Annotated in this window: 1 protein-coding gene; it reads right to left on the bottom strand. The window is 39.0% G+C overall.

The window, feature by feature from the left end; genetic code table 11:
* Positions 1-295: 295 nt before the first annotated feature.
* Positions 296-1,003 carry a helix-turn-helix domain-containing protein gene (locus O9324_RS19865; protein WP_288141103.1) on the bottom strand — a complete coding sequence of 236 codons (708 nt, stop codon included), beginning with the start codon at positions 1,001-1,003 and terminating at the stop codon, positions 296-298.
* Positions 1,004-1,178: the final 175 nt, after the last annotated feature.

Raw genomic sequence — 1,178 nt, 5'->3', positions numbered from 1 at the left:
TAGCAAATGGAGAGAATTCTTGTCCATTAAGAAATGTTACAAATTACATGGGTACATTAAGAAAAGTTAAGGGCTATATCCATTGATGGATAAGGGTTTTCGGCTATTATGGTATATATGTATGGGGGAAGTTCAGATATTTAACCAAGCTAAACCAAGAGAGCCTTAATTTTTTGGTTAGGATAGGCACTCTTGCAATAGTCCCTTCCATAGGTGTAATTAATTTTGTTCAATCTCTTGGTGTTTTCTTGTCCAGACTCCGAGAACACTGGCCCCTTACTCCTCCTCTAGAGGTCTATTGATAATTAGCCAATTTTTGACGACGAAAATCCCGAGGTGATAATCCTGTCCAACGCTTAAAAGCGCGAGTAAAATGGGCGGGATCACTGTAACCTAATTCCATGGCAATATCAATTAATTTTATCTGGGGTTCCTGCAGCCACAAAACTGCTTGCTCAAAACGAATTTTTTCCACTACCTGAGTATAGGTTAAACCTTCTTCTCCTAACCTTCTTTGTAGGGTACGGACACTCATGCCGGTGATTTCTTTGGCTAAGTTAATATCGGGATAACCGTTGGGTAAAAGAGGAGTAATCACCTGTTTTAAAGAGCCACTTATATTCTGTACAGGGGAGGAAGAATAGAGATTTTCCCTATCTTTTTGACTCGGTTTATTATCTATAGCTACGGGAAATTTAAGAGGTAAACTCAGAAAAGAACGAGGAAAAACAATAGCGGTAAATCCCATTCCCGCACGAATTTTAGTTCTGCTTAAAGATTCATCTTTTAAGTCGCAGCCCCGCTCACCCTGAAGATAAATTGTCGGTGGTTGCCATAATTTTCCTAGGGCGATACTAACTAATTCGATCATCAGTCTTGAAGCAAATTGGGCAGCATAATGACAATTAACCTCCTGATTGTGGAGATAACGCTGACAAAAATAAGCGGTTTCTTCCTGTTCTTTAATCCAGAATATTTCCCCTGAATTGTTAGCAGTGATCATGTTTTTGACCGTATTAAAAGCATCATAGACAGTCGGCTCTTCGGTTTGTGTTATGCAATGGACGGAGGTTATAAGGGATGGAACCCTTATATAGAAAGGCATTTAGCGATTTTTGTCAATTGTTTTTGCTCTAGAGCGAACTAATCAATTAAGTCTCTTGCCAGATAAGGATTTA

Source organism: Microcystis sp. LE19-84.1B (assembly GCF_027531875.1).
Taxonomy (GTDB): domain Bacteria; phylum Cyanobacteriota; class Cyanobacteriia; order Cyanobacteriales; family Microcystaceae; genus Microcystis; species Microcystis panniformis.
This window is presented reverse-complemented; position numbering and strand designations above follow the sequence as displayed.